This is a genomic window from Cellulomonas sp. P5_E12 (assembly GCF_054049315.1).
Genome location: NZ_JBFUMP010000046.1, coordinates 1 through 5771, shown reverse-complemented (window position 1 = coordinate 5771; position 5771 = coordinate 1). Strand labels below are relative to the sequence as shown.

Sequence of the window (5771 nt, the reverse complement as noted above, 5' to 3'; positions counted from 1 at the left end):
GCCGTCCGCGGCCCGCAGTGCGGCGAGCTGGTCGGTGGCGCGCCCGCCGACGCGCAGCGGACCGGCGTCGTCGAGCAGGCCGAGCGCGGTCGCCGTCATGTCCGACCGGCTCTGCAGCGCCCTGGCCTCCGTGGTCCGGGCCGCACGGGCCGCGATGACGGGAGCGGCGATGCCGGCCACGGCGAGGCACGCGGCGAGGGCGAGGCCCGCGGGCGGCCAGAACAGCGACATGGCGATCACGGTGCCGACCCCGAGCGCTGCCGCGACGCCGGCCGGGAGCAGCCCGCGGACCACCACGTCGCCCACGGTGTCGACGTCGGCTCCGACGCGGGCAAGCAGGTCGCCGCGCCGCAGCCGGAGCAGGGTCTCGGGCCGCGCGACCGCCAGCCGCTCGTACAGGGTGGCGCGCAGCCGGGTCATGCCGCGCAGTGCGACGTCGTGCGAGACCAGCCGCTCGAGGTAGCGCAGCACACCGCGCCCGATGCCGAACGCGCGCACGGCGACCGTGGCCACCGAGAGCTGCAGGACCGGCGGCATCTGGGAGGCGCGCGCGATGAGCCAGGCCGACACGGCGGCCAGGGCGACCCCGCAGCCGAGCGCGAGGGTGCCGAGCAGCAGGGCGAGCGCGAGGCGGCGGGGGTCGATGTCGAGCAGCCGGACCGCCCGGCGCAGCGGGCCGTTCACGCCGGCACCCCGACGGCCGGACGGACCCGCACGACCTCGTCGGCGGCCGCGACCAGCGACGGGCGGTGCGCGACGAGCAGCACCGTGCGCCCGGCGGCCTGGAGGGCGCGCACGGTGTCGAGGACGACCCGCTCGCCCGCCGCGTCGAGGTGGGCGGTCGGCTCGTCCAGGATCACCAGGGGCGAGTCGGAGAGCAGAGTCCGGGTGAGGGCCACGCGCTGACGCTGGCCCAGCGAGAGCCCCTCGCCGCCGCGTCCGAGCGGCGTCGCCCAGCCGATCGGGAGGGCGGCGACGACCTCGGCGAGGCCCGTCAGCGCGGCCGCCGTCCTGCGCGCGGCGGCGTCGCCCCCGACGAGCTCCGCGATCGTCCCCGGCTCGAGCACGGGCCGCTGGGGCAGCCAGGAGACCTGCGCCCAGAGGGAGGCGGGGTCGAGGTCCGCGAGGTCGACCCCGTCGAGGCTCGCGCGGCCGGTGTCCGGGCGCAGCAGCCCGAGCACGACCTCCAGCGCGGTCGTCTTGCCCACGCCGCTCGGTCCCGTCAGCGCCACGACCGTCCCCGGGCGCAGCACCAGGTCGAGGTCGTGCGGGGTGCCGCCGACGCCGACGCCCTCGAGCCGCAGCGTCGCGGTCCGCAGGTCCGGTGCCGGCCGCGTCCCGGCGGTCGGGACCGGCGTCTMGAGTACCTCGAACGCCCGACCGGCCGCCGCGACGCCGTCGGCCGCGGCGTGGAACTGCGCTCCCACCTGCCGCAGCGGCAGGAACACCTCGGGCGCGAGGACCAGGACCGCGATGCCGGTCACCAGGTCGAGCTCGCCCTCGACCAGCCGCAGCCCGATCCCCACCGCCACCAGCGCCACGGACAGCGTCGTGAGCAGCTCGAGCACCATGCCGGACAGGAAAGCGATCCGCAGCGTCCCCATCGTCGCCACCCGGTGGGCGTCGCCGAGCGCCCGGACCCGGGCACCCGGACCGCGCTCGCGGCCGTGCGCGCGCAGCGTGGGCAGGCCGGCCAGCAGGTCCAGCACCTGAGCGCCCAGCCGCTGCATGGTGATCAGCCCCTGCTCGGAGCGCCCCACCGTCAGCCGGCCCACCAGCACCATGAAGATCGGCACCAGCGGCAGCACGACGACGAGGATCGCGGCGGACACCCAGTCGAGCCCGAGGACCACGAGCAGGACGCCCGGCGTGACGGTCGCCGCGAGCACCAGCTGCGGCAGGTACCGCACGAAGTACGGCTCCAGCGCGTCGAGCCCCCGCGTGGCCAGCGTGACCACCGACGGACCCTCGCCCGACGCCAGCCACCGCGGACCCAGCGCGACGGCGTGCTCGACCACCTGCTCCCGCAGCTCGCCCACGGCGCGCGTGGCCGCCCTGTGCGCGAACCGCTCCTGCACGGCGGTCACCACGGCGCGCGCGGCGACGACGACGGCGAGCCACGCGATCGTCGGTCCCAGCTCGGCCAGCGTGGCGCCGTCGGTCACCGCGTCGCCCAGGGCGTGCGCCAGCAGGAGGGCCTGCGTCACCACCAGCGCCGCCGTGAGCACGCCGAGCGCGGACGTCAGCGCGACGTAGCCGCGGGCGGCTCGGGCGTGCCGGAGGAGACGCGGGTCCAGCGGCCTCACTGGTCGGACGAGGACGGCTTGTTCAGGGCGGGCACCTTGTCGAACGTCAGGCCCGTGGCGGCCGGGATGTGCTGCGCCGAGATCCGCTTGCGGAACACCCAGTACGTCCAGCCCTGGTAGATGAGCACGAGGGGCGTCAGCACGACGGCCACCCAGGTCATCACCGTCAGCGTGTAGCTGGTCGACGACGCGTTGGTGACCGTGAGCGAGTTCGCCGGGTCGAAGGCCGGCATGACGTCGGGGTACATCGACCCGAAGATCAGGACGACGGCCGCGACGATGGCGACGGCGGAGGCGACGAACGCCCGGCCCTCCTGGCGGCGCTGCGCGGACACGACCAGCACCACCAGCGCGCCGGCCGCGACGACGACGGCCGCCCAGGTCCACGGCACCGAGTAGGCGACCTGCGCCCACACGGCCCACGCGCCGGCGACCACCAGCGTGACGATCGACGACCGGGCGGCGAACGCACCCGCCCGCGCCCGGACGTCGCCGTCCGACTTCAGTGCGAGGAACACGGCACCGTGCGTGAGGAAGATGAGCGCCGTCGTCGCGCCGGCGAGCAGGGAGAACGGGTTGAGCAGCGCCCAGAACCCGCCGACGTACTGGTGCCCGGCGTCGAGCTCCACGCCGCGGACCAGGTTGCCGAACGCGACGCCCCAGAGCACGGCGGGCACCCACGAGCCGACGATGAGGCACCGATCGGCCAGGGACCGCCAGCGGGGGTCGTCGATCTTGCCGCGCCACTCGAACGACACCACGCGCACGATGAGCGCGAGCAGGATGAGCAGCAGCGGCAGGTAGAAGCCGGAGAACATCGTGGCGTACCACTCCGGGAAGGCCGCGAACGTCGCGCCGCCCGCGGTGAGCAGCCATACCTCGTTGCCGTCCCAGACGGGTCCGATCGTGTTGATCATGACGCGGCGGTCGCGGTCCTTGGCGGCGCCGTCGCCGCGGGACAGGAGCCCCAGCAGCATGCCGACGCCGAAGTCGAACCCCTCGAGCACGAGGTACCCGGTCCACAGGACCGCGATGAGGATGAACCAGACGGTCGTGAGCTCCATGGTCCCGGCCCTCTCAGTACGCGAACGACAGCGGTCGGTCGGCGGCGCCGTCCGGGTCGTTGTCGGGGTTGTCGGGGCTGGGGTCGCGCTCGCTGTCCGCGACGCCCTCGATCGTGTACCGGTGCATGAGGCGGTACCAGAACACGGCGAGGATGCCGTACAGCAGCGTGAAGGCGATCAACGAGGTGAGGATCGTCCCGGTGCTGGTCACCGTGGACACGCCGCGCGCGGTGAGCAGCCAGACCCCATCGACGCCGCCGGGATTGGGGTTGGGCGCGACGACCCACGGCTGGCGCCCCATCTCGGTGAAGATCCAGCCGAACGACGACGCGAGGAACGGCGTGACCAGCGCGACGATGCCGAGCCGCCCAACCCAGACGTTGCCGTTCACGCGGCCCTTGCGGGTCACCCAGAGGGCCACGAGCGCGAGCGCGGCCGAGCCGAGGGCGAAGCCGATCATCAGGCGGAAGCCCCAGTACGTGACGGCGAGGTTCGGGATGTAGCTGATGGGCTCGCCGTTCGCGTCGGTGTACCCGTACTTGTCCTCGTACTCCTGCTGCAGCTGGTCGGTGCCCTGCAGCGTCGCCGAGAAGTCGCCGGTGGCCAGGAACGAGAGCATGCCGGGGATCTCGAGCAGGTGCGTGACCTTGTCGCAGTCGGCGCCCGTGCCCAGCGGGCCGATCGCGAGCAGCGAGAACGGCACGCTGTCCGTGGTCTCGCACAGCGCCTCGGCGGCCGCCATCTTCGTCGGCTGCTGCTGGAACATGAGCTTGGCCTGCTGGTCGCCGCTGAGCGCCACGCCGACGCCCGAGACGAGCATGACGATCACGCCGAGCACGATTGCGGGCCGGTACACGTCGCGCGCCTTGTCGGCCTGGCCCGCGCGCACGAGGCGCACCATCCACCAGGCGGCGATGCCGGCGACGAACGTGCCGGCGGTGAGGAACGCGGCGGAGATCGTGTGGGGGAACGCCGCGAGCAGCGTCGAGTTCGACAGGACGGCGCCGATGTCCGTCATCTCCGCGCGGCCGCGCTCGGCGTTGAACACGGCGCCCACGGGGTGCTGCATCCAGGAGTTCGCGGCGAGGATGAAGTACGCGGAGAGGTTGGTGGCGAGCGCGACCGCCCAGATGCACGCGAGGTGGATCTTCTTCGGCAGCTTGTCCCAGCCGAAGATCCACAGGCCGAGGAACGTCGACTCGACGAAGAACGCGGCGAGCGCCTCCATGGCCAGCGGGGCCCCGAACACGTCGCCGACGAACCGCGAGTACTCGCTCCACGCCATGCCGAACTGGAACTCCTGCACGATGCCGGTGGCCACCCCGATCGCGAAGTTGATCAGCAGCAGCTTGCCGAAGAACTTGGTCAGCCGGAGCCAGCGCTCGTTGCCGGTGCGGACCCAGATCGTCTGCATGATCGCGACCAGCGGCGCGAGACCGATCGTCAGCGGCACGAAGATGAAGTGGTAGACGGTGGTGATGCCGAACTGCCATCGAGCGACGTCGAGCGTGTCCACGGGCCCCTCCGGGGGTGCGAGCCGGTACCGGGTCGGGTCCACGCCGCCCACCGGTCTGGACAGCAGACCAGTCCTGACCTGCGGACCTGGGAAAACGCTAGGACCGGGTCCAGTCTGCCCCTGGGACCAAGGTCCCGGGTAGCCGGACCGGGCAGGCGGCGCGCCGGGCCGTGCGCGGACGCCGGCCGTGAGGCGCTGTGCGATACTGGCCACGGCTCTCCGGGCGACCACACCGCCCGAGGACCCTTGAGCTCGCAGCACCAGCATGTCGTGCGCGCCAGCCGCCGCTCTGCCGCCCGCTGGTCCCCGATCGGGACCGCCGGCTCCGGCCTCGCAGGCGATGGCGCCGACCGGGTGCAGCAGCCACGACCGCCGACTTTCCGTCGCCGCGCAGCACGCGAGCGACGACCGACCGACCGAGTGTCACCGCGTGTGGGTGGCGATGCCCGGTACCCAGGAGCACTTCGCGTGACCGACGAGAACACCCCCACCGCAGACACGACGACGATCGCCGGGGGTGAGGCACCGCCCGCGGCCCCGCGCCGCCGCCGTGCCACCCGCGTGACCGCCGCCCCCAGCAGCGCCGCCCCGGCCGACGCGGTCGTGACCCTCCCGGCGGTGACCGAGCCTGCCGTCCCCACCAAGGTCGAGGACGCCGCTCCGGCACCTGCCGAGCAGCCCGCTGCGGCGCCGGCGACGCCCGTGAAGAAGTCCCGCCGCGTGACCCGCACCGTCGTCCCGGTCTCGGCGGACGCGCCCGTCGAGCCGGCGCCCGTCGCCGACGAGGCCCCCGCGGTCGAGGCCGAGCCGGTCGTCGCGCCCGTTCCCGTCGTCGAGGAGCCCGTCGCCGCCAAGGCCGCKCCGCGCCGTCGCCGCTCGGGCACC

At 73.9% G+C, this 5771-nt stretch carries 4 protein-coding genes and 1 pseudogene; 1 reads left to right on the top strand and 4 read right to left on the bottom strand.

The features are described from left to right. The 4 genes from ACXJKA_RS19760 to ACXJKA_RS19745 all read right to left on the bottom strand — a co-directional run. Positions 1–684: ABC transporter transmembrane domain-containing protein (locus ACXJKA_RS19760; RefSeq protein ID WP_456826900.1), on the bottom strand; the 684-nt coding region annotated here is incomplete at its 3' end. Continuing rightward, positions 681–2306, bottom strand: a complete 1626-nt coding sequence (gene cydD, locus ACXJKA_RS19755; protein WP_456826899.1) for a thiol reductant ABC exporter subunit CydD — start codon at positions 2304–2306, stop codon at positions 681–683. The genes cydD and ACXJKA_RS19760, both read right to left, overlap by 4 nt. Next, positions 2303–3370, bottom strand: a complete 1068-nt coding sequence (gene cydB / locus ACXJKA_RS19750) for a cytochrome d ubiquinol oxidase subunit II (RefSeq protein ID WP_456826898.1) — start codon at positions 3368–3370, stop codon at positions 2303–2305. Before cydB ends, cydD begins: the two co-directional genes overlap by 4 nt. Before the next feature lie 13 nt (positions 3371–3383). Further along, positions 3384–4886: a cytochrome ubiquinol oxidase subunit I gene (locus tag ACXJKA_RS19745; protein WP_456826901.1), complete on the bottom strand. Its 1503-nt coding sequence runs from the start codon at positions 4884–4886 to the stop codon at positions 3384–3386. A 468-nt stretch (positions 4887–5354) separates the two neighbouring features. Here ACXJKA_RS19745 and ACXJKA_RS19740 point away from each other — a divergent pair. Further along, positions 5355–5771: pseudogene (locus ACXJKA_RS19740) on the top strand (ribonuclease E/G); the annotation flags it as partial.